25 protein-coding genes are annotated in these 20,254 nt (G+C 69.9%); 18 read left to right on the forward strand and 7 right to left on the reverse strand.

All coding sequences use genetic code 11. The features are described from left to right. Window positions 1-26 precede the first annotated feature (26 nt). The 6 genes from OG322_RS17635 to OG322_RS17660 form a co-directional block, all read right to left on the reverse strand. Window positions 27-1,193, reverse strand: a complete 1,167-nt coding sequence (locus tag OG322_RS17635) for a lipid-transfer protein (RefSeq protein ID WP_123460520.1) — start codon at window positions 1,191-1,193, stop codon at window positions 27-29. Continuing rightward, complete coding sequence (locus OG322_RS17640; RefSeq protein ID WP_123460519.1) at window positions 1,190-1,585, reverse strand: MaoC family dehydratase; 396 nt, start codon at window positions 1,583-1,585, stop codon at window positions 1,190-1,192. The genes OG322_RS17635 and OG322_RS17640 overlap by 4 nt, the downstream gene beginning before the upstream one ends. Continuing rightward, complete coding sequence (locus OG322_RS17645; protein WP_123460518.1) at window positions 1,582-2,616, reverse strand: acyl-CoA dehydrogenase family protein; 1,035 nt, start codon at window positions 2,614-2,616, stop codon at window positions 1,582-1,584. The genes OG322_RS17640 and OG322_RS17645 overlap by 4 nt, the downstream gene beginning before the upstream one ends. Window position 2,617: 1 nt before the next feature. Next, on the reverse strand, window positions 2,618-3,739 hold the full coding sequence (locus OG322_RS17650) for a bifunctional MaoC family dehydratase N-terminal/OB-fold nucleic acid binding domain-containing protein (protein ID WP_329306648.1): 1,122 nt from the start codon (window positions 3,737-3,739) through the stop codon (window positions 2,618-2,620). Continuing rightward, window positions 3,739-4,914, reverse strand: a complete 1,176-nt coding sequence (locus OG322_RS17655) for an acyl-CoA dehydrogenase family protein (protein WP_123460516.1) — start codon at window positions 4,912-4,914, stop codon at window positions 3,739-3,741. Before OG322_RS17655 ends, OG322_RS17650 begins: the two co-directional genes overlap by 1 nt. A gap of 226 nt (window positions 4,915-5,140) precedes the next feature. After that, window positions 5,141-5,452: a hypothetical protein gene (locus tag OG322_RS17660; protein ID WP_123460515.1), complete on the reverse strand. Its 312-nt coding sequence runs from the start codon at window positions 5,450-5,452 to the stop codon at window positions 5,141-5,143. A gap of 314 nt (window positions 5,453-5,766) precedes the next feature. Here OG322_RS17660 and OG322_RS17665 point away from each other — a divergent pair, with 314 nt between their 5' ends. Both OG322_RS17665 and OG322_RS17670 read left to right on the forward strand, forming a co-directional pair. Continuing rightward, a complete protein-coding gene (locus tag OG322_RS17665; protein WP_123460514.1) occupies window positions 5,767-6,648 on the forward strand; it encodes a bifunctional DNA primase/polymerase in 882 nt (293 codons plus the stop codon). Window positions 6,649-7,037: 389 nt separating this feature from the next. Beyond that, complete coding sequence (locus OG322_RS17670; RefSeq protein ID WP_329306649.1) at window positions 7,038-7,823, forward strand: NUDIX domain-containing protein; 786 nt, start codon at window positions 7,038-7,040, stop codon at window positions 7,821-7,823. On the opposite strand, the gene OG322_RS17675 is transcribed toward OG322_RS17670, so the two are convergent. After that, entirely contained in the window at window positions 7,807-8,814 is a 1,008-nt protein-coding gene (locus OG322_RS17675) for an XRE family transcriptional regulator (protein WP_329307743.1), read from the reverse strand. The genes OG322_RS17670 and OG322_RS17675 overlap by 17 nt on opposite strands. Before the next feature lie 796 nt (window positions 8,815-9,610). Here OG322_RS17675 and OG322_RS17680 point away from each other — a divergent pair. The 16 genes from OG322_RS17680 (at window position 9,611) to OG322_RS17755 (ending at window position 20,250) form a co-directional block, all read left to right on the forward strand. Then, entirely contained in the window at window positions 9,611-9,874 is a 264-nt protein-coding gene (locus OG322_RS17680; protein WP_329306650.1) for a DUF6284 family protein, read from the forward strand. After that, entirely contained in the window at window positions 9,871-10,323 is a 453-nt protein-coding gene (locus OG322_RS17685; protein ID WP_329306651.1) for a Pycsar system effector family protein, read from the forward strand. The genes OG322_RS17680 and OG322_RS17685 overlap by 4 nt, the downstream gene beginning before the upstream one ends. Then, window positions 10,320-11,183 (forward strand): protein spdB, encoded by an 864-nt coding sequence (locus OG322_RS17690; protein ID WP_329306652.1) that lies wholly within the window; start codon window positions 10,320-10,322, stop codon window positions 11,181-11,183. Before OG322_RS17685 ends, OG322_RS17690 begins: the two co-directional genes overlap by 4 nt. After that, window positions 11,183-11,512 (forward strand): RRQRL motif-containing zinc-binding protein, encoded by a 330-nt coding sequence (locus OG322_RS17695; RefSeq protein ID WP_329306653.1) that lies wholly within the window; start codon window positions 11,183-11,185, stop codon window positions 11,510-11,512. The genes OG322_RS17690 and OG322_RS17695 overlap by 1 nt, the downstream gene beginning before the upstream one ends. Window positions 11,513-11,529: 17 nt before the next feature. Then, window positions 11,530-11,913, forward strand: coding sequence for a DUF6251 family protein (locus OG322_RS17700; RefSeq protein ID WP_329306654.1), 384 nt, complete (start codon window positions 11,530-11,532; stop codon window positions 11,911-11,913). Window positions 11,914-11,997: 84 nt separating this feature from the next. Continuing rightward, window positions 11,998-12,213, forward strand: a complete 216-nt coding sequence (locus tag OG322_RS17705; RefSeq protein ID WP_329306655.1) for a hypothetical protein — start codon at window positions 11,998-12,000, stop codon at window positions 12,211-12,213. A gap of 54 nt (window positions 12,214-12,267) precedes the next feature. Then, the gene (locus OG322_RS17710; RefSeq protein WP_329306656.1) at window positions 12,268-12,588 is read left to right on the forward strand and encodes a hypothetical protein; all 321 of its coding nucleotides are present in this window, start codon (window positions 12,268-12,270) and stop codon (window positions 12,586-12,588) included. Window positions 12,589-12,630: 42 nt separating this feature from the next. Further along, complete coding sequence (locus OG322_RS17715; protein ID WP_329306657.1) at window positions 12,631-13,017, forward strand: ParB/RepB/Spo0J family partition protein; 387 nt, start codon at window positions 12,631-12,633, stop codon at window positions 13,015-13,017. An 83-nt stretch (window positions 13,018-13,100) separates the two neighbouring features. Next, entirely contained in the window at window positions 13,101-15,215 is a 2,115-nt protein-coding gene (locus OG322_RS17720) for an FtsK/SpoIIIE domain-containing protein (protein WP_329306658.1), read from the forward strand. A 204-nt stretch (window positions 15,216-15,419) separates the two neighbouring features. Further along, window positions 15,420-15,593, forward strand: coding sequence for a hypothetical protein (locus OG322_RS17725; protein ID WP_329306659.1), 174 nt, complete (start codon window positions 15,420-15,422; stop codon window positions 15,591-15,593). Window positions 15,594-15,610: 17 nt separating this feature from the next. Then, the gene (locus OG322_RS17730; RefSeq protein ID WP_329306660.1) at window positions 15,611-16,003 is read left to right on the forward strand and encodes a hypothetical protein; all 393 of its coding nucleotides are present in this window, start codon (window positions 15,611-15,613) and stop codon (window positions 16,001-16,003) included. Window positions 16,004-16,087: 84 nt separating this feature from the next. Next, window positions 16,088-17,365 (forward strand): DNA cytosine methyltransferase, encoded by a 1,278-nt coding sequence (locus tag OG322_RS17735; RefSeq protein ID WP_329306661.1) that lies wholly within the window; start codon window positions 16,088-16,090, stop codon window positions 17,363-17,365. An 85-nt stretch (window positions 17,366-17,450) separates the two neighbouring features. Then, window positions 17,451-18,353: a bifunctional DNA primase/polymerase gene (locus OG322_RS17740; protein WP_329306662.1), complete on the forward strand. Its 903-nt coding sequence runs from the start codon at window positions 17,451-17,453 to the stop codon at window positions 18,351-18,353. Beyond that, window positions 18,350-18,700, forward strand: coding sequence for a hypothetical protein (locus OG322_RS17745; RefSeq protein WP_329306663.1), 351 nt, complete (start codon window positions 18,350-18,352; stop codon window positions 18,698-18,700). Before OG322_RS17740 ends, OG322_RS17745 begins: the two co-directional genes overlap by 4 nt. After that, entirely contained in the window at window positions 18,697-19,857 is a 1,161-nt protein-coding gene (locus OG322_RS17750; RefSeq protein ID WP_329306664.1) for a DUF3631 domain-containing protein, read from the forward strand. Before OG322_RS17745 ends, OG322_RS17750 begins: the two co-directional genes overlap by 4 nt. Before the next feature lie 204 nt (window positions 19,858-20,061). After that, window positions 20,062-20,250: a helix-turn-helix transcriptional regulator gene (locus tag OG322_RS17755; protein ID WP_329306665.1), complete on the forward strand. Its 189-nt coding sequence runs from the start codon at window positions 20,062-20,064 to the stop codon at window positions 20,248-20,250. Window positions 20,251-20,254: the final 4 nt, after the last annotated feature.

Raw genomic sequence — 20,254 nt, forward strand, 5'->3', positions numbered from 1 at the left:
GCGCACCGCGGACCGGTTGCGCCCGCTCACTCCTCCCGGCCCAGGACCAGACCCGAGGTGGGTACCCCCGTGCCGGCCGTGACCAGGGACCGGGCCGCCCCCGGTATCTGGTTCACCGAAGTGCCCCGGATCTGCCGGACCGCCTCCGCGATGCCGTTCATCCCGTGCAGGTACGCCTCTCCCAGCTGGCCGCCATGGGTGTTCAGGGGCAGCGCGTCGGCCGCCACGAAGTCGGCGGCCTCACCCGGTCCGCAGAAGCCGAACTCCTCCAGCTGCATCAGCACGAACGGGGTGAAGTGGTCGTACAGGATCGCCACGTCGATATCGGCGGGGGAGAGGCCGGAGCTCCGCCAGAGCTGGCGGGCGACGACATCCATCTCCGGCAGGCCGGTCAGCCCGTCCCGGTAGAAGCTGGTCATCTGCTCCTGGGCCCGCCCGGCTCCCTGCGCGGCGGCGACGATCACCGCGGGCGGCTGCCGCAGGTCCCTGGCCCGTTCCGCGCTGGTGACGACGATCGCCTGCCCGCCGTCGGTCTCCTGACAGCAGTCGAGCAGTCGCAGCGGCTCGACGATCCAGCGGGACGCGGCATGCTCGGCGAGGGTGATCGGCTTCTCGTAGAAGTACGCCGCCGGGTTGCGCGCGGCATGGCGCCGGTCAGTGACCGCGACGTGGCCGAAGGCCTCCGGCGTCAGCCCGTAGGTGTGCAGATACCGCTGGGCCGCCATGGCGACCCAGGAGGCGGGGGTGAGCAGCCCGAAGGGCAGGTTCCAGCCGAGCGCCGCGCCCTCGGCGGTGGGCTCCCGCTGCTGCACCCCGGAGCCGAAGCGCCGCCCCGACCTCTCGTTGAACGCGCGGTAGCAGACGACCACGTCGGCCACCCCACAGGCAACGGCGAGGGCCGCCTGCTGGACGGTCGCGCAGGCCGCCCCGCCGCCGTAGTGGATGCGGGAGAAGAACGACAGCTCGCCGATGCCCGCCGCCTGGGCGACGGTGATCTCGGGGCTGGTGTCCATCGTGAACGTGACGAGTCCGTCGACATCGGCGGGGCTGAGCCCCGCGTCGTCGAGCGCCGCCTGCACGGCCTCGACGGCCAGCTTGAGTTCGCTGCGTCCCGAGTCCTTGGAGAACTCGGTCGCCCCGATCCCGGCCACGGCCGCCCGTCCGCCGAGCGAATCGGCCCTGCGCACGCTCATGCGGATCCCTCCGGAACGCTGATGGTCACCGTGCCGGTGACATGCCTGCCGAGCCCGTTGACCCCGACGATCGACACCTCGGCCGTCCCGTCGTCGCCGAGAGCGGTCACCTTGCCGCTCAACACCATCGTGTCGCCGGGATAGTTCGGGACGCCCAGCCTGATGGCGACCCTTCTGAGCACCGCCGAGGACCCGAAGTGGTCGGTGACATACCGCCCGACCAGCCCGTTGGTCGTCAGGATGTTCATGAAGATGTCCGGGGAGCCCTTCTCCCGGGCCAGTTCCGCGTCATGGTGCACGTCCTGGTAGTCGCGGGAGGCGACGGCGCCCGCCACGATCAGGGTGCGGGTCACCGCGATCTCCAGCGGTGCCAGCTCTTCGCCGACCTTCACCGCGATCCCTCCTTCACCAGCAGTCCGCCGAGTTCCTGGAGCACTTCGCTGCCGCAGCCGAGATACGCGTCGAGCTGACGCCCCCAGAGGAAGTGCCGGTGCACGGGGTGGTCCAGGTCGGCGCCCGTACCTCCGTGCAGATGCTGCGCCGCGTGCACGACCCGCTTCCCCGCCTCGGACGCCCACCACGCGGCGGTCAGCGCCTGCGCCGCGCAGGGCAGCGACCGGTCGTGGAGCCATGCGGCCTCGTACGCGGTGACGCGTATCGCCTCGGTGTCCATATGGGCGTCGGCGGCTCGCAGCAGCACTCCCTGATTGGTCGAGAGCGGGCGCCCGAACTGCTCACGCGTGCCCGCGTGTTCCACAGCGCGCGCCACCGCGCCCGCGCACACCCCCGCCTGCAGGCCCGCGAACGCCGTCCGGGCCGTTGCGAGCATCTCCTCGTACGCCCGCGTCCCACCGAGCCGTTCCCCGGATGCCCCGTCGAGCACGAGCCGTCCCGCCGACCACGGGGCCGTGGTCTCCACCGGCTCGGCCAGCACCCCGGCGTCCGCGGTCCGTACGATCCACAGCGACCGGTCCGCGGCCGCGACGAGGACATGGGTCGCCTCCCTCAGCCACGGCACCAGCGGCACCGCGCCGCTCAATCCCCCCTCCGGCCGGGCCTGTACGGCGCCGCCTGCCGGGAAGGCCCCCGCCGCCACCGCCGTACCGTCCCGCAGCTGCGGCAGCAGCCGCCGGCGCTGTTCGTCCGTACCGTGTCCGGCGACGGCGAGCAGCCCGTACACACAGCTCGACGCGAAGGGCACCTGCGCGGTCGTCCGGCCCTGTTCCTCCAGGAGGAGCACCAGGCCGAGGAGTCCGATCTCCTCGACCGCTCCGGGCAGTCCGGCCGCACAGAGCTCCTTCCAGAGCTCGGCGTCCGTACCGGTGCCGGCCGCGACCAGACGCTCGTGCACCGACAGATCCCCGAAGATCCGGGCGGCGAGCCCCTGCGCGGCGGTCTGCTCCTCAGTGGGTGTGAAATCCATGTCAGCCCTCACTCCCCCGGAAGACCGGCAGTTCCAGCTCGGGGTCCGTACGCAGGAATTCCAGCCGCACCGGCATTCCCACCCGCACCTTGTCGTACGGCACCCCGATCACGTTGCTGACCATCCGGACGCCCTCCGCGAGCTCTATCAGCGCCACCGCGTACGGCCCGGCCTCCTCCGACGTGCTGAACGCGGGGAAGGGCGGGTGATGCATCACGACGTACGAGAAGACGGTGCCCTCGCCCGATGCCGCGACCGCCTCCCACTCGGACGACCCGCAGGCATTGCAGCCGGGCAGCCAGGGGAAGCGCAGGGTGCCGCATGCCCCACAGCGCTGGATCAGCAGCTGGTGTGCGGAGACGCCCTTCCAGAATCCGGCGTTGTCCCGGTTGATCACCGGCCGGGGCCGCAGGCTCCTGCCACCGCGCCGCTCCCCGGACCGCTCCGTCCCGTCGACCTGCGTCCCGTCGACCTGCGTCCCGTTTCTCTGCGTCCGGTTGCCCTGCGTCCGGTCGCCCTGCGTCCCCTTTCCCTCCACGCCCTCGGCCAGAGCCCCCTTGCCCTGGGCCTGCGTACCCTTTGCCCCTGCGGCTTTTGCCCCCGTGCCTTTTGCCCCCGAGGCCGCCCTCGCCGCCGGCCGGTACTTGAGAATCCGGAAGCGGTGCGTCCCCGCCGGCTCGTCCTGGGCCCGGACGTCCATCCGCGTGGTGATGAAGTAGCCCGTCCCCAGCTTCGTCGTCTTCCGCTCCGACACCGCCTCGATCACCGCGTCGAAGGTGATCCGGTCACCGGGCCGCAGCGGCCGCAGATACTCCTGCTCGCAGTCGGTCGCGACCACCGAGACGTACCCGGCCCCGTCCAGCAGGCCGAAGAGCTCGTCGTGGGCCTGGCCCCGGTCCGTGTGCCCCGACAGCCCGCCCATCGTCCACGCCTGCAGCATGGCCGGAGGGGCAATGGCGCCGGGGCCGGTGTATGCCGGGTTCGTGTCCCCCATGGCCTCGCACCAGTGCCTGATCATGGGCTCGTTGACCAGATCCTTGCCGCTGCCGGCGATGGCGGCCGCCCGCCCCTCGTACACCCTGAGCCGCTCGTACAGTTCGTCCCGCACGCCCTGCCCTGCCATCACCGCTTCCCCCTCTTCATCCCGAGCCGCATCGTCGCGACGATCTCCCGCTGCACCTCGCTCACCCCGCCCCCGAAGGTGTTGATCTGTGCCGCCCTGTTCATCCGCTCCAGCTCCCCGTCCCCGAAGGAGCCGGGCGAACCGCCCCGGATCATTCCGGCATCGCCCGTGATCTCCTGGCACATCCGATACACCTCTACGGCGCTCTCGGTACCCACGAACTTCACGCCGCTCGCGTCGCCGGGAGCCAGCGCACCGGCCCCCACATCCCCCACCAAACGCCAGTTGAGCAGGCGTGTTGCCGCCAGCCGGGCATACGCCTCGGCCAGCCTGGACCGGATCCACGGCTCGTCAACCGGGCGCCGCCCCGTCACCGGATCGGGCGTACGGGCGAAGGTGAGCGCCGCGTCGTAGAAGTCCTCGGCCTGCATCCCGATCGCGGCCAGGGCCACCCGCTCATGGTTCAGCTGGTTGGTGATCAGCCCCCAGCCGCCGTTCTCCGTACCGACCAGCCCGGTGACGGGCACCTGTACGCCGTCGTAGTACGTGGCGGTCGTGGTCAGCCCGCCCACGGTCTCGATGGGCGTCCAGGAGAAGCCGGGCGCGTCCGTCGGCACCAGGACGATCGAGATGCCCCGGTGCTTGGGCGCGTCCGGATCCGTACGGCAGGCGAGCCAGATCCAGTCCGCGTTCTGCGCGTTGCTGGTGAAGATCTTCTGCCCGTCGATCACCCACGAGTCGCCCTGCCGCACGGCCCTGGTCCGCAGCGCCGCCAGATCGGTACCGGCCTCCGGCTCGCTGTAGCCGATGGCGAAGACGAGCTCACCGGCCAGGATCCGCGGCAGGAAGTACTCCTTCTGCGCCTCGGTCCCGTACTTCATCAGGGTGGGGCCCACCGTGTTGAGGGTGACCATCGAGACCGGGGCGCCCGCCCGGTAGGCCTCGTCGAAGAACACGAACTGCTCGTCCGCACCACGCCCCTGCCCGCCGTACTCGACGGGCCAGCCGAGTCCCAGCATCCCGTCCGCGCCGATACGACGCAGCAGTCGCCGCTGCTCAGCCGGGTCCTCGGCCGCCGGACCGGTCCGGCGGCCGGACTCCGGCATCACATCGCGGAAGTACGTGCGGAGTTCGGTGCGCAGCTGTAGCTGGCGCTCCGTAGGGGCCAGATGCACGGCGGCTGCCTCCCGGGAAAGGCTGACGGATCAGGGTTTCTGACTGTCCGTCAGATTCCGTTCACCTGTCAAGGCACCTGACAGCAGACGCTCACCGGCCGCTCCCCTTTCCCTCCACCCCGGGAACGACGAACGGCCTGCGCACCGCCACCGAAGTGACACCGCGCAGGCCGTCGTCCCCCCAACCGCGGCCCGGCCCCCCGACCGGTCCGCGGCAGGCACCGGATCACCAGAGATTGGTGAAGTTCACCGCGAGGTTGTGACTGGACTGGTCGATGGCCGTGAATGCGGAGCCGTTCACCTGGGCGGAGTTGCTGTGGTTGGACGCCCCGTCCCCGATGGCCTGCTGCTGCGAGGTGGACGAATTGCCGAAGTTGTCCCCGCCGACGCCACTGCCGCTGATCGCGGCCACACCCGCGTTCGATCCGTCGTTCGCGAACGAACCGTTGTCGGCCTGGGCCACACCGCCGAGGAGAGCGGCGGCGAGGGGCAGAGCGGCAACAACGGCGAGGGCACGAGCGGTACGGATGCTTGCCATGTCTATTCCTCCAGGAACCGAAAGTAAGGCTGATCCCGGGTCAGTTGGCCGACCGCCCGGGGCGCTGGTCACGACGTCGCGAGATCAAGGTTGCCCACCGCCACCCCGGCGAACCACCCATGCTTTTCGATTCCCTCGCAAGCGTGAGGAAGAGCCGATAAACCCCCAGACATCACAGACTCCCAGATCAGCCGGGCACACACCCACAACCCTTGTCCCGCAAGAGAAGAAGCGTTCCGCCAGAGCACGCCGCACCCCACCCGCAGACCTCTCCCCCTCTTCCTTTATTCGAACGTTAGTACGAAACTAGAATCATGGCCATCACCGACCGGCGAACGTTCACCCTGGCCCTGGCCCACGCACTGTCCGCGGCCGAACACGGGCTCCCCGTCATCCCGTTGTCCGCCACCAAGCTCCCCGCCCTGCGCTCCCCGCACCGCGGCGACGACCGGCCGCGCAGCTGCCGGGGCGCCTGCGGCCTGCCCGGACACGGCGTCCATGACGCCACCACCGACCCCGCCGCCGTACGCGCCCTCTTCGCCGCCGCCCCCTGGGCCACCGGCTACGGCATCGCCTGCGGCCGGGCCCCGCACCACCTCATCGGCATCGACCTCGACATCGACACCACCGGCCGGAACGACTCCGCGGCGGCCCTGCAACAGCTTGCCCTGCAACACCTGTTCACCATCCCGCCGACCGTCACGGTGCGCACCCCCAGCGGCGGCCGCCACATCTGGCTGTCCGGACCGCCCGAAGTGGCCGTTCCGAACTCCGCCGGCCGCCTCGCACCCGGCATCGACATCCGTGGCACGGGCGGCTACCTGGTCGGCCCCGGCTCGTCCACCCTCCGCGGCACCTACCGGCTCGTCCCCGGCACCGGCAGCCTCCCGCCGGCCCCCTGCCCCGGCGCCCTCCTCCGACTGCTGACGCCCCCGGCACCCACGCATCGCCACCACAGCCACCCCGACGACCGGGGCCGGGGCCTGATCCGGTTCGTCCTCGCGGCGGACGAGGGGCAGCGCAACACCCGGCTCTTCTGGGCCGCCTGCCGCGCCTACGAACACGGCTTCGGCGACACCCTGGCGGACGCCCTCACCGAAGCCGCCGCCCGCACCGGCCTCCCGGAACACGAGGCCCGCGCAACCATCGCCTCCGCGGCCCGCCTCACCACAACCCGCTGCGAACCCCCGAGGTGACGTCGGGCCTCCCGGCGCCCGGACATGCGAACGGCCCCCGACCATACGTACTGGTCGGGGGCCGTTCATCTGCGGTGGGTGTGGGATTTGAACCCACGGTGACATCGCTGCCACGACGGTTTTCAAGACCGACACTTCGATCACATTCATAGCGCTGTGACCTGCGAGGATACGGCGCTTCCCCCTCTCTACTGGCCTCCCGGCCCACAGATGGCCCATGAGATTCGCATCTAGGCCAGGGTGTCCGCCACGTGCATGACTCGCGGGCGTAGATGGCCCCGCCGCGCTGGCCAGCCGGTTCACCTCTGAGAGCTGCGTAAGTCGACTCACGCAGCCCGTACCCTGGTCCGCACCACCAACAGGTCCTCAGAACGGAGAGTGCTTCACGGATGGGTCCCAAGTCAGCAAAGGTCTACGCGGCAATCCGTGCACGACTCGCATCCGGCGAGCTGGCGCCCGGTGACAAGCTGCCCTCCGAGCGTGCCATGGTGGAAGAACTCGGCATTGGCCGCACAGCCCTGCGGCAGGTACTCGCCAAGCTCGTAGCCGAGGGGGCAATCGAGGTTCGAGGTCGCAGCTCGTACCTGATCCCCGGAAGCGCCAGCGTCTCCCGCCCCGAGGAACGTGCGCCGTGGAAGGTTCACGGCACACGGACCCTCTACGACAATCGCTGGGTCAAGCTCGAACTCTGGGATGTCGAACCCCCTGGAGTTGAGCGGTTCGAGCACCACGTAGTGAAGCTTCAACACGTCGCGATCTCCGTCGTGCTAGATGATCAGGACCGCGTGCTCCTGCTTTGGCGATATCGATTCGTTCCTCAGCAGTGGGGTTGGGAACTTCCCGGAGGAATCGTGGATCCCGGCGAGAGCGCCCACGAAACGGCAGTCCGCGAAGTTGAGGAAGAGACAGGGTGGCGGCCGACCAATCTGGACCATGCGGTCACCTATCAGCCCATGGTTGGGATGGTCGACTCGCCTCACGAAATCTTCGTGGGTAGGGGCGCCGAGCACGTGGGAGAGCCCACGGATGCGGAGGAGGCCGGCCACGTCGAGTGGGTCCCCCTGGCTGACGTGCCGCGCCTGATGGCTCAGGGGGATCTGATGGGTTCCGGGACTCTGGTCGGCCTGCTGCACGTGCTGGCGAACCGGAGCGGGCTCCCTACAACTCCTGCGTGAGGAGATCGATACGACGGCGATGCCGTACAGACCCCGTGCGGCTGGCCAGCAGACGCGCGGCCCGCAGGTGCGTGTCGACCTGGTCGTATTCACCTCGCGCAAGGTGAGCTTGCGCGAGGTCGCATCGGAGTCCTGCCTGTGCCCGAACGAATGTCGGATCCACGCGTTCAAGAGCCCCGTACAGCTCGGTAACTGCGTCGCCGTCGCCCACCATCGCAAGGATGTTGCCACGCCACCGTTCGAGGTGCGAGCCGTTCAGGAAGATGCTCAGCATGTCCGGGTCCCGGTCCTCCGCTCCGCCCGGGATGCTCGCGGCGGCAGCGTCGAGCGCTCGTCTGCAATCCACCAACAGACCTGCGCGGGCACACACTTCGGCCTCTGTTGCGTGGAGCCACGCCAGTAGGCGGGGAGAGCCTTGTCGGCCGAGAACCCTCTGTGCGTCACGTACGAGGTCGACGGCCAGGACAGGGCGGCCGGCGTCGCACAGAACGTACGCCTGCTCCCCCATCGCGTGAGCCAGGTACATGGGGGCCTCTGCGTCTCTCGCGGCCCTCTTCGCGAGCTCGTAGTGACGCCATGCTCGATCCACTGCTCCAGCGTCTAACGCCTGCCACGCCGCCAAAGTTGCTGCACCAGTCAAGGCAAGCGCCACAGGCCGACGCGTGTGCGGCAAGACGGCGAAATTCAGCGTTTCCTCAAGCTGGGCCAGGTGCCCGGCCATCTGGTCAACAAGGCCAGATGCGCCCATCTGACGGTCCATCGTTCGTAGCAGCTCTGTCTGCGCGTTGAAGGACTCCACCATGCTGTCGCCAACGCTGCCCGCCGTGTCGATCCGACTGAGCAAGTCGTCATAACCGTCTGCGGTGAGCACCTGCACAGCCGCGGCGGAAGACCTCAGCTCGCCGTCCGTAACCCCGAGAAGGCGTCGCAGGATCACTGCGTAGCGGTCTGAGATCACCCGCTTGCCGTTCTCCCATTCAGAGACATACACACGCAAACTCGCGGTCGAAGCGACATCCGACGCGTGTTGTCTGGCGTACCGCTCGATCTCATGGACGAGCCGCTCTTGGGACCATCCGCGATTTTTGCGCGCGCCCCGAAGTCCTTCACTCACGTGCCACCGCCGGGCGATAGATGCCGTCGCTGTCCAGTCCAGCATGCACCACATCACCGCAGGTCAATAGGGGTTAACAGGAGCTTTGTTAAGCGCTGTTGGCTACCGACCACCACACCTTCCGGGGTCTTCTGATTAGGCACCGCCAAGGCAGAGCGGCCATCGAGTAGCCGAACATCCTTGACTCTGGTGCGCACCAGATGCTTATCTGTTGGTGCGCACCAGATGCGGGCTCCGGCCCGCTGGTGAGCAGAGGCAGAGGGCGGGGACGCTGCAATCCCGCTAAAGGCCAGGAGACAGGGCTTCGGCCCGACTGGCGAGGTGGCCCGGTGACCGCGAGCAACGGCCGGCGAGTGGGGACGAGATCCCCCTTGCAGTGATTGCCCTGATCCGAACAACCGAGAGGACCACCCGTGAGCCAGCGAAGTATGTGGGCGCCGTCCGTGCTGGACCGGCCGGACCGGTAAGCCCCTCGCGTCATCGCCTGATCTGCCGCTCACGCGGCCGGTTGCCTCCCCCGTCCGTCCAGACCGCTTCCTGCGGGGCTGTACGGGCGGGGCAGAGGGGAGCCGGAGGCGCATCTCCCGCTTCATCACAGACGGCGCGCGGCCCCGGTGCTCGAACACCGGGGCCGCTGTTGCTGGGCCGTCCTACCGCTAGGAGAAAACGACCCATGAAGACCATCGCTGCACTTCAGACCACTGTTACGGCAGCCTCGCTTGACTTCGAGCCGTCGGCTGCCGAGCTGGCCGCGATCGAGGCCGAGATGCCGCTCATCCGGGCCGAGGTCGAGTTGCTGGACGCGCAGATCATGACCATCGACCGGCCGGCGAACGAGGTGGACGAGCGGCGGATTCGCCGGGCCGGCCGCAAGGTGCTGGCCGCTCGCCGCGTGCTGGCGAATGCCGCGTCGCAGGTTCCGGGGGTGGGGGCATGAACACCCTCACTCCTCAGCAGGCTCTCACCGCCGCTCACGCGGAGGTAAAGGCCGAGATCGCACGGACCGACACCAAGACCGGGCTGCTCCTCGCGTTCGTCGGCGCGCTCCTGGCCGGTGCCTGGACCGTCGCCAAGGACGCCCCCCTGAACCTCCCCGCCTACGTGGTGGGCGGTCTGGGGATGGGGCTGCTGGTCGCGGCGGCCGGTCTGCTGCTGCGGTCGGTCCGCCCGAACCTTCGCGGCCGGCACGGCTTCCCGCTGTGGGCCACGCTCACCGCCGAGCAGATCCCCGCCACCCTGTCCGGCGACCTCAGCGCGGACATCGCGGGCCTGTCCCGCCTGGCGGTCACCAAGTTCACCGGCCTGCGCCGTGCGGTGGACCTGACCTGCGCGGGCGGCGCTCTGCTTGTCCTCGCCGCTCTCCTCACGCTCGGGGGTGCCGCATGAACGCCAAGACCGTTCTGCCCGCCGTCGGCATGACGGCGGTGTCCATGGTGCTCACTCTGGCCGTGGTCGTGATGTGGCTCGGCACGGCGATGCCGTGGCCCGTCGCCCTGGTCGTCGGTCTCGGGATCGACGGCGGCTGGCTGGCCACCCTCGCCTACGAACGCCGCCTGGCCGCGCAGGGCGACCACAGCAACGTGGTCACCGCCGTCGGCTGGTCCTTCGGGCTCATCGCGACCGGCGTACTGATCACCCACGCCCTCACCGCCGAAGAGTCCACCGGCGCGTGGCTGGCCGTCGCCTGGCTGCCCATCGCCGCCAAAGCCCTGTGGCTGGTCCACGGCCTGTGGGAGCGGACCGCGCTTACCGGTGAGGCCCTGGACGCGATCCAGGGCATCCAGCAGGAAGCCCGCGACGAAGCCGCCGTGGCCCGCGCCCGACTCCGGTCGGAAGCCGCCACGGAAGAGACCCGGCTGATGGCCGTGACGCAGGCTGGCGCCCGCGTCGCACACGTCCAGGCCACGACCGCCAACGCCTTGTCCCGGGCCTGGTCGACGCTGGAAACAGCGCGCGAGGGTGAGGGCACCGGACGGGCGCTGACCAGCGTGACGACCCGCGTCACACCCGGCGTCACACCCCGCTGGGAACTCCCCGTCTGGGGCCCCACCGAGCCCGTATCGGCGTTCGAGCTGGAGTCGGCCGGTGCCCTCACCGATGAGGCGCTGGACGCCATGGTCGACCAGATCCGACACAGCGAAACCCCCGCCCTCTCCTACCGCGAGATGGCCACCCGGTTCCGGGCGGCCGGCCACTCCGCGTCAGAGGTGCGGCTGCGGGCGGCGTGGAAGCGCATGGTCGCCTGATGGCCACGCTCTCCGAATACCGGTGGCGCCTGGCCCCGGACGGATATGCGACACGCCGGCAGTTGCGGGCGCTGGGGCTGCGGCCCGGTGGGCAGGGCGTCGCCGCCGTGGTGGAGCGCCCCCGTCGCCGCCGCGAACCGCTGGTCGCCTACCTCTACCGCATCGACCGGGCCAAGCCCGTACGGCCCATGACCCCGGGCCGTGCCGCAGCGCTCGAAGCAGCGATGCGGGCTCGCCGTACCTGCCCGAACTGCCTTCGCGATGCCGGGTACTGCATCCCGCGTTCGCTCGGCATGTGCGTGACCTGCGCCGACACCCCCAACGTCTGACCTGGAAGGACCCCGGCATGGACCCCAACCTGCCCGCCCACCGGGCGGTCACCGTCATCCAGCTCCAGGACGGCACCTACACCTACGCCGACCCGGCCCACCTGCCCGCACCGCAGGCCGCGCCGCAGCAGATCGTCCAGCACATCCACCACGCCCCGCCCGACCGCACGGTCCAGCGCCTCGCGCTCGGCTCCGGTGTCGGCGCCGGAGCGGTCGCGGCCGGCGTCTACTTCGGCCCGCTCCTCGTCGGTGTCCTGACCGCCATCGCCGCGAACCTCGCGATGCTCACGTTCCTTGCCGCGGTCATGGTCTGGGGCGTCGTGACCGTCGTCAGGTCGGTTGGTGGCACGGACGGCAAGGCCGCAGCCGGTGCGGTGCGTAAGGCACGCGGGCGTCGCTGACGGTTGCCTGTCCGCCCCGGCCAGTGGCCGGGGCGGGCGGAGAGCCGGACAGTCCGGACACACTCTGCGAGAGGACCCCTTCCCGTGTCTCAGACCTCCTTTGTCGAGCGGGCCTCCTCACGAGGCGGCTGGCACTTCAAGTGCTCCTGCGGCTCTTACGGCCGCGCGGTGAACACCCCCGGAGCTGCCGAGCGACTGCGCATCGCGCACATGCAGCGCCGTCACGGCATCACCGTCAATACGTCCCGGGCCGTCCGCGCCCAGCGCGATGTCTGGGACCGGATCGCCCGCAACCGCTAGCAGCAACCCAGCACCCCTCACCCGCCCGTTCACCACTGCTGAGGAGTCAGCGTCATGGAGAGCTACACCCCCGCCGAGAAGCACGAGCGTGCACGGCTGTTCCGCAAGGGCTTCCGCCAGGCCCTCGCCGACTGCGTCGACCCGAAGGTCGAGAAGGCGATCGAGCGGATCGACCAGCGCGCCGCCGAGCGCGGCGCCCAGGAACTGCGGGCCCTGCACCAGGTGCAGGCCGACGCCCGCCAGACCCTGGCCAACGCCAAGGCCACCGAGCGCACCGTCGCCCGCACCGACCGCGCCGCCGCCCGCCAGGCCCGCAAGCAGGCCGAGGACGCCGTACGCCGCGCCGAACGCGCCGTACTGCGCGCCGACCGCTGAACCCACCCCCGCACCTCGTCAGTCCGTCGGAAGGACATGTTGATGCTGTTTCGAGGCGACATGCAGACGTCGTTCCTCAACGACCGGCAGATCAGGCCCACCGAGTTCCGCAAATGGGCTGACGCCAAGCGCCAGTTCACACACCGCGAAAAGGACCGGCTGAAGGTCGAAGAGCTGACGGAATCGATCGCCCGGAAGGGATTGAAGAAGCCGATCATCCTCGGCATCAGTGACCGCTACCCGGACGTGTACGTGGCCGACGGACATCACCGGGCCATCGCCTTGATGGAGCTGGGAGCTCGCTCGTTCCCCTTCCACTGGTACTGGATCAAGTCGTTCGGGGTCCGGATGGAACACGGCCCGTTCCCGTTCGACGTCCTCACGCCCGCCAACGGCCGTCCGGTCAAGAAGCCGTCGAGCTGGTGGTGACCACACCCCGCACCCGCACCACTCACCTCACCCATACGCCCTTACTACCCCCAGATCAGGGGGAGTTGACGGGAGACGCAACCATGTCCAACAACGTCGTCCACCTGTTCAAAACCCCGCCCACCACCACCCCGCTCGACACCCCCACACCCGCACCGGCCTCTGTCGCGGTGCGGCCGGTGCGGGTGTGGCGGCGTACGGGCCGTGCCGTGGTCCGGGCGGTCCGGCATGAGCGCACTACGACCGCCGGCCGTGCGGTCGTGCGGCACGGTTCCTACGTCATCGGGGGCACCAGGATCGTGACCCGCCGGGCGTGGGACGGCCGTACCGGGGCCCGCTACGAACGGATGCTGCGGGCCGCCGAAGCCGTGGGCAACTACGAAGCCGCGGGCGAGTGGGAAGAGCGCCTGCACCGCTTCCGCACCGACCGGCACCGCCGCCGCATGGACCTGCTCACCGCCCCGGAGAAGGTCGTCAAGGGTGCGGCACTCGGCACGGCCGGCGGGGTCGGAACCCTGATCGTGATCGGGATCGCACTGGCCATAGCGAACAAGAACCCCGCCGACGTCATCACCCCGCTCAAAGCGTTCATCGACCTGATCCGCCTGCTCGTCGTCATCGCCGCCATCGTGTGGGGGCCGCTCGTCGCCGCCGCCCCCTGGGCGGCACTGGCCGGGGTCTGGGCCGTCGGCCGTCACCGTGGCGCCGCACCCGCATGGGCCCTGCCCACCGCAACCCGCGGCGAGGATGCCGGGGCGCCGCTCACCCCATCCATCGTCGTCACCGCCCTGCGAGACCTCGGAGTCGCCCCACTACGGACCGCCATCAAGGAGATGGGCGACGCCGGTGCGGCGATGCTCGGACCGATCCGGATCGCCGGATGCGGCGTCGAAGTCGACGTCACCCTGCCCTCCGGCGTCTCCACCAACGAGGTGCAGAAGCGGCGGCGCAAGCTCGCCGAGAACCTCGCCCGGCATGAGCACGAAGTGTTCATCACCATCCCCCAGGCAGCCCGAACCGTCCGGCTCTGGGTCGCCGACAGCGGCGCGCTCGATGAGCCGATCGGCCCGTCCCCGCTGACCACCGACGACACCCTGACCGCCGACTACGCCAAGGGCCGCGCCCCCTGGGGCCAGGACCTGCGCGGCGACGCGGCGGCCATGAGCCTGTATCAGCGCCACCTGCTCATCACCGGTCTGTCCAACCAGGGCAAGACCGTGGCGCTGCGCTCGCTGGCCCTGTGGCTGGCACTGGACAAGTCGGTGCAGTTCCTCATGGGTGACCTCAAGGGCGTCGGAGACTGGGCCATGTTCGACGGCTTGGCCACCACCCTGATCCAGGGACCGACCGACGACCACGTCATCCAGGTGACCGAGATGGTCGAAGGCGCGGTGGACGAGATGAACCGCCGCATCCAGGCACCCCCGGGCACCAAGTTCCCCGCCCTGGTCGTCCTGGTCGATGAAGCGCAGGTCGCGTTCATGTGCCCGGTCAAGGACGACGAGAAGCGCCCGTACGGCGGCTCGAAGGCCAACTCCCGGTACTTCATGGCCGTGCGCAAGCTCCACAACCAGGGGCGCGCGGTCAACGTCCTGATGTGGCAGGGCACCCAGGACCCCACCGACCAGAACCTCCCCAAGCTCGTCCGCGAAGGCGCCCACACCCGCGCCTCACTCGCCCTGGGCACCGAATCCCAGGCCCGCATGGCACTGGGAGACAAGGCAGTCGACGGCGGCGCCGCACCGAACCTGCTGCGCCCCGGACTGGACCGGGGAACCCTCGTCGTCGCCTCCGACGGCATCGTCATCCCGGCCGGCCAGGCGTCCATCACCGTGCGCACGCACTACATCGACGACGACGACGCCCGAGCCATCACCGACCGCGCCAAGGCACTGCGCAACGGCGGGGTCACCACGTTGCACGTCATCGAGCAGGGCGAGGACCGGGACGCGCTCGCGGACATCGCTCTTGTGCTCAAGGACGCGTCGCGTCTCGTCACCCAGGACGTGCTGCAGCGCCTCACCGTGCTGAGCAACGACACCTACAGCAAGTGGACGTTCGCCGACCTCAAGCGCGTGCTGGACGGCACCGGGGCCGAGCCCTACAAGTCCGACGGGCGCATGGTCGTCGGCCGCGAACGCGTCACCCGCGCCCTCACCAACCGCGACACCGACGGTTCCGCTTCCGCCTCCCAGTAGAGGGAGGCGCACCCCTGGCCGGTCAGGGAGGCAGGGAGAACTCCCTGACCACCTCCCTGCCCCGCCTCCCTGTGTCTGACCTGCGCAAATGATGTTCAGGGAGGCAGGGAGGCATCCCAGGTCAGAGCCCCGAAACCCCGCTCCACGCGCTTATCCCAAGGGGGTGCCTTTACCTCCCTGGACGAGCGAAGGAAGGGATTCCGCATGCCGCTCCTGGACTGGCGGGCCGCCCGCCACTTCGACGCCACCCGCGACCTGCCGTGCGTCCTGTGCGGGCGCCCCACCCCGATGCGCTCCCACGACCGCGAACCGGTCCACAAGGTGTGCGCCGAAGCGTGGCTGGACCAACATCCCACCTCCGACCGCTTCCACAACTGACCCCCGAAAGGACGCCCATGACCACCCGCAACACCGACCCGGCCCGGCACCCGTCCAAGGCCGCCGACGCCGTACGCGCCTTCAACCACGCCACCCTGCCCACCCGCACCGGTCCCGGCATCGCCTACCCCGGCACCATCTACAACGCGATCGGCTCGCTCGCCTCGCTCGCCCACCGGCTGCCGCAGGCGTTCGACCAGATCGCCATCGCGCTCGCCGACCTCCACAAGGCCGGACACCTCACCGCCGACCACGGCACCCCCACCCAGCACACCACCACCGCCGCGGCCGCGCTGCGCGACGCCGAACGGCTCGCCACCGCACTGACCGACGCGCTGGAACGCGCGCACAACGCCTCCAGCCCGCTCGGCTACTGCGGCCCCATCAACGACACCGAAGACGACCTGTAGCTACGCCGACGGCGGCCCCCTCACGCCAATGACCGGGGCCGCCGTCGTCCAGCCATCCACATCAGAGAACTGGAGACAGCCAGCATGACGCATCTGTCCACCGTGCCGCCGGACGGCGGCAACATCAGTTTGTGCACCGGGTCCGGGGCGCTGGACCAGGCCGTGCACGCCGTCACGGGTCTGCCCACGGTCATGGTCGGTGAGAAGGACCCGGCCGCTTCCCGGCTGCTCGCCGCCCGGCTGCCGCACGTCCCCAACCTGGGGGACATCAAGGCCGTCGACTGGGTGGCCCTGGCCGCGACGCGGCCCCGGCCGGCGGCATTGACCGCCGGGTTTCCCTGCCAGGACATTTCCAACGCCGGACCTAGGGGAGGAATCGCCGGTGACCGCTCAGGACTCTGGAAAACCATCGCCCAAGCCGTTCGCCACCTTCGACCCCGACTCGTCTTCCTGGAAAACGTCGCAGCCCTCCGCAGCCGGGGACTCGACGTCGTCGCCGCCGACCTGGCCGCGATCGGGTACGACGCGCGGTGGATGTGCCTACGCGCTGGAGATCCCGAAGTCGGAGCCTGCCACCGACGCGACCGCTGGTTCGCCGTCGCGTATCCCGCTGCTGAAGACCCCCACCTCACAGTTGGGGCGCAACGGCGGCCCACAGCACCCGGACAAGCGCAAGGCAGGCGGGCACGGGCCCACGCTGGAGGACGAAGTGGTGTTCTTGCTTCCCCCGGCGAACACCTGAGGCTGCTGCCCACACCGGCCGCCGCCGACGGAACCGGGGGCCCCGGCCTCTCGGACAAACGGCAGGGCGGAATGAACCTGCGCACCGCCGTCACCCTCCTGCCCACCCCCGCGGCCCGCGACTGGAAATCCGGCGCCTCCAACCTGATCGGCACCAACTCCCGCCCCCTCAACGAAGTCATCGTCAACCTGCTGCCCACCCCGAAGGCATCCGACGGACCGCACGGCGGACCCAACCAGCCCGACACCGCCGGGCACTACTACCTCCCCGGCCAGGCCGTGCGACTGGACGGGCAGTGGGTGGCGACCAACGGCACCGACTACGGACCCGCCATCCGCCGCTGGGAACAGGTCCTGGGCCGCCCCGCACCCGAGCCCACCGAACCCGGCACCAAGAACAACCGGCGCCTGTCCCCGGCGTTCGTGGAATGGATGATGGGCGCCGACCCCGGCTGGGTGACCGGCACGGACCTGGGACTCTCCCGCTCCGACCAGCTCAAGATCCTCGGCAACGGCGTCGTCATCCACCAGGCCCACACCGCATACCGCACCCTCCTCGCCGTGGAAGCAGCCGAGCCCGCGCCCCTCGCGCCCTCACAGCTCGCGCTCGACATCGCCTGAACACACCGAGGGCGGCCCCCGTCTCGCCAAAGCCTGGGGCCGCCCTTGTCCAGCCATCCACATCAGAGAACTGGAGACCCCCAGCATGACCCACGAACGCAACACCCCGCTGCTCGATGCGGCGTTACGAGCAGCCGAACGCGGCTGGCACGTCTTCCCGCTCCGCCCCGGCGACAAGCGCCCCGCCCTCCACGGCGAGACCGCCTGCACCGGTCTCGGGGACTGCGCCGGCGGACACCGCAAATGGGAGGACCGGGCCACCACCGACCCGGACCGCATCCGGCGGGCATGGGCCGACCGGCCGTACAACATCGGGATCGCCACGGGCCCGTCCGGGCTGGTCGTCGTCGACCTCGACATGCCCAAGCCCAACAGCAGCACAGACACGCCTTCCGGCGTGACGACCTTCCAAGCGCTCTGCGAGCGCGCCGACCAGGCCGTCCCCGCCACCTACCGGACCCGGACCCCGAGCGGCGGACACCACCGCTACTTCACCGCCCCACCCGGCATCCGGCTCACGAACAGTGCGGGAAGGCTCGGCAAGCTCATCGACACCCGCGCCCACGGCGGATACGTCGTCGCCGCCGGAAGCCTCACCCCCACGGGCGCCTACACCGTCACCGACCCCACACCGCCCGCCCCGCTCCCGGAATGGCTGTACACCCTCCTGATGCCCCCTCAGGCATCGCGGGCATTGATGGCCGCGCCCTCGCCGCACCGGGCGTCCAGGTACGCCGCAGCCGCGCTCAAGGCCGAACGCGCCGCAGTGGCCGCCGCCGGGGAGGGCGTGCGGAACTGGACGCTGGTCCGGGCCGCCCGCGCTCTGGGGCGGTTCGTCGCGTCCGGCGACCTCAGCCGCAGTGAGGTCGAGGAGGCTCTTAATTGGGGCGGATTGGCGGCCGGCCTGCGCGAATCCGAGTGCAGGGCTGCCATCACCAGCGCACTGAACTGGTCCATCGCCAACAACCCCACGGGCAGGACCGCATGACGGCGCCCAGGAATCCCCCACTTAAGAGCGTCCAGACACCCCCGACCGGCCCCCGCATCGCCGAACCGGCCCCGACCGCATCCGGCAGTGGTGCGCCGAAGGGCGTCACCGAAGGCGTCCCCATTGCTGTTCTCCCTGACCAGCAGACGGGAGACGGCCGCTACCCCATCGCCTGGCTCACCATCACCGCACCCCGCGGCGCGGTGCCGACCGTGACCAGTGTGTGCGAATGCGGCCGCAACCGTTTCGCCGCAGGACAACGCAAGGCACTCGCCTTGATCACCGACCACGCCGACCACCGCACCCGCTGCCCGCTGCGCACCGACCAGGAAGGCATCGCCGCATGAACGCGACACCGACCGCCCCGCTCATCGACGGCTCCGCCCTGCTCGATGCAGTGGAGACGTTCCACCGCCGGTTCAACGCCTTCCCGACCGAGGCGGCCTACGTCGCCGTCGCGTTGTGGGACGCACACACGCACCTGCTCGACTGCTTCGACTCCACTCCGCGGCTCGCCTTCCTCTCCCCTGAGCCCGGCAGCGGAAAGACCCGGGCACTGGAAGTCATCAGCACCCTGGTACCCCACCCCATGCACGCCGTGAACGCCTCACCCGCCGCACTCTTCCGAGCGGTGGCCGACGAGGCCGGACGGCCCACGATTCTCTTCGACGAGATCGACACCGTCTTTGGGCCCAAGGCCAAGGACAACGAGGATCTGCGCGGACTGCTGAACGCCGGTCACCGCAAGAGCGGCGTCTCCTACCGGTGCGTTGGCGACGGCGGCACACAGACGGTCGTTGCCTTCCCCTCGTACTGCGCCGTCGCCATGGGCGGGCTCGGCTCGCTGCCAGACACGATCCTGGCCCGTTCCGTCATCATCCGAATGCGGCGCCGCGCCCGTAACGAGCGAGTGGAACCCTTCCGGGCCCGCATCCACGAACCACAGGGCCACGCCTTGCGCGACCAGCTCACCACCTGGGCCGAGCAGGTCCGGCCCCGCGTCGACGGCGCCTTCCCCGACATGCCCGAGGGCATCACGGACCGGCCCGCAGACGTCTGGGAACCACTGCTCGCCGTGGCCGACGCGGCCGGCGGAACCTGGCCCGACCGGGCCCGGCAAGCCTGCGTCGATCTCGTCACCGCCGTGAACGAGGACGACCGCGCCTCGCTCGGAGTCAAGCTCCTCACCGACCTGCGCGACCACGTCTTCCCCGGCGAGGACACCGTCTCCACCATCGAAATCCTGCACCTGCTCAACGCCATGGAGGAATCGCCCTGGGGCGACCTCGACGGCCGCCCGCTCAACGCCCGCACCCTCTCCAAGACCCTCAAGGAATACGTCACCGCCAAGAGCAAGCCCATCTCTCCCCGGCCACTGCGCATCGGCGGACAGATCGTCAAGGGCTACCACCGCGACGACCTCACAGACGCCTGGAACCGCTACTGCCCCCCGCCCCCGGAATCCTCGGTTACATCGGTTACACCCCTCCCGATGGGCTCCTGACCTGCGGCGCTTCTGTAACCGATCGGGGTGGTGTAACCGGAACACCTCCAGTTACACCACCCCGGTCCCCCGCCACCTGTAACCGCACGCCATCGGTTACACCCCACCCATCGGTTACAGAAAAGGGGCCCCTGACCTGCGATGTAACCGACGTAACCGACGTAACCGCACCTGTGAGACCGAACCGAGCCAAGGAGTCACACCGTGGCACGCCCTCAGATGCTCAAACTCCCCGAAGTTCTCGTCGAACTCGGCATGAGCCGCGCCGCCTTCTACCGCATGCGCGCCCGTGGCCTCGCACCCAAGCTCATCAAGCTGCCCAACAAGCAGATCCGCGTCCGCCGTGCCGACCTGGACGCCTGGCTGAGCCAGTACGAGCAGACCGCCGCCTGATTCG

Source organism: Streptomyces sp. NBC_01260, assembly GCF_036226405.1.
Taxonomy (GTDB): Bacteria; Actinomycetota; Actinomycetes; order Streptomycetales; family Streptomycetaceae; genus Streptomyces; species Streptomyces laculatispora.

Coding starts and splice junctions, on each gene's coding strand:
- OG322_RS17635 (WP_123460520.1), bottom strand. CDS start 1,193: ATGAGCGTGCGCAGGGCCGATTCGCTCGGCGGACGGGCGGCCGTGGCC.
- OG322_RS17645 (WP_123460518.1), bottom strand. CDS start 2,616: ATGGATTTCACACCCACTGAGGAGCAGACCGCCGCGCAGGGGCTCGCC.
- OG322_RS17650 (WP_329306648.1), bottom strand. CDS start 3,739: ATGGCAGGGCAGGGCGTGCGGGACGAACTGTACGAGCGGCTCAGGGTG.
- OG322_RS17660 (WP_123460515.1), bottom strand. CDS start 5,452: ATGGCAAGCATCCGTACCGCTCGTGCCCTCGCCGTTGTTGCCGCTCTG.
- OG322_RS17665 (WP_123460514.1), top strand. CDS start 5,767: ATGGCCATCACCGACCGGCGAACGTTCACCCTGGCCCTGGCCCACGCA.
- OG322_RS17670 (WP_329306649.1), top strand. CDS start 7,038: ATGGGTCCCAAGTCAGCAAAGGTCTACGCGGCAATCCGTGCACGACTC.
- OG322_RS17680 (WP_329306650.1), top strand. CDS start 9,611: ATGAAGACCATCGCTGCACTTCAGACCACTGTTACGGCAGCCTCGCTT.
- OG322_RS17685 (WP_329306651.1), top strand. CDS start 9,871: ATGAACACCCTCACTCCTCAGCAGGCTCTCACCGCCGCTCACGCGGAG.
- OG322_RS17690 (WP_329306652.1), top strand. CDS start 10,320: ATGAACGCCAAGACCGTTCTGCCCGCCGTCGGCATGACGGCGGTGTCC.
- OG322_RS17695 (WP_329306653.1), top strand. CDS start 11,183: ATGGCCACGCTCTCCGAATACCGGTGGCGCCTGGCCCCGGACGGATAT.
- OG322_RS17700 (WP_329306654.1), top strand. CDS start 11,530: ATGGACCCCAACCTGCCCGCCCACCGGGCGGTCACCGTCATCCAGCTC.
- OG322_RS17710 (WP_329306656.1), top strand. CDS start 12,268: ATGGAGAGCTACACCCCCGCCGAGAAGCACGAGCGTGCACGGCTGTTC.
- OG322_RS17715 (WP_329306657.1), top strand. CDS start 12,631: ATGCTGTTTCGAGGCGACATGCAGACGTCGTTCCTCAACGACCGGCAG.
- OG322_RS17720 (WP_329306658.1), top strand. CDS start 13,101: ATGTCCAACAACGTCGTCCACCTGTTCAAAACCCCGCCCACCACCACC.
- OG322_RS17725 (WP_329306659.1), top strand. CDS start 15,420: ATGCCGCTCCTGGACTGGCGGGCCGCCCGCCACTTCGACGCCACCCGC.
- OG322_RS17730 (WP_329306660.1), top strand. CDS start 15,611: ATGACCACCCGCAACACCGACCCGGCCCGGCACCCGTCCAAGGCCGCC.
- OG322_RS17735 (WP_329306661.1), top strand. CDS start 16,088: ATGACGCATCTGTCCACCGTGCCGCCGGACGGCGGCAACATCAGTTTG.
- OG322_RS17740 (WP_329306662.1), top strand. CDS start 17,451: ATGACCCACGAACGCAACACCCCGCTGCTCGATGCGGCGTTACGAGCA.
- OG322_RS17745 (WP_329306663.1), top strand. CDS start 18,350: ATGACGGCGCCCAGGAATCCCCCACTTAAGAGCGTCCAGACACCCCCG.
- OG322_RS17750 (WP_329306664.1), top strand. CDS start 18,697: ATGAACGCGACACCGACCGCCCCGCTCATCGACGGCTCCGCCCTGCTC.